1 protein-coding gene is annotated in these 546 nt (G+C 80.8%); it reads right to left on the bottom strand.

Annotated features, from left to right (window positions below; all coding sequences use genetic code 11):
- The coding region (locus AC2CHG_RS31730) for a glycosyltransferase (RefSeq protein ID WP_484526241.1) at positions 1-546 on the bottom strand (546 nt) is incomplete at both ends.

Genomic DNA, 546 nt, shown 5'->3' with positions numbered 1-546 from the left:
CGGCGCGTACCGGCCGGTCCGGCCGGCGGTGCCCGGCGTGCGGCCTCGGCGACCAGGCCGGCCGGGTCGCGGGACACGTCGTCGCGGGACGGGCTCACCGGTCCGGTCCCGATCACGGCCGCGAGGACCGGCCCGAGCTGCTGCGGTGTGGCCGCCCACCGGCTCAGGCCGGCCCGGGCCAGGATCGCGGCGTTGGCGCGCCCGTGCCCGGCGATGGGCCGGTACGTGACCACCGGCAGCCCGGCCGCCAGCGCCTCCTGGCAGGTCAGCCCGCCGGCGTTCTCCACCATGACGTCGACCGCGCGCATCAGCGCCGGCATGTCGTCGACCCAGCCCAGCACGTGCCGGCCGGCGCCGCGCAGCCGGTGACGCAACGCCGCGTTGTGCCCGCACACCACCACCGGCCGGACGCCCGCGGCGGCGACCTCGGCCACCGTGGCCGCCACCTCGCCGGCGCCCCAGGAGCCGGCGACGACCAGCGCGAGCACCCCGTCGGCCGGGAGGCCGAACCGCTGCCGGGCCCGCCGCCGGTCCTCCGGGGCGGGC

It is taken from the genome of Micromonospora sp. ATLC20, from assembly GCF_057196585.1.
The sequence above is the reverse complement of the archived record's forward strand: the minus strand, read 5'-3'. Positions and strand labels throughout refer to the sequence as shown.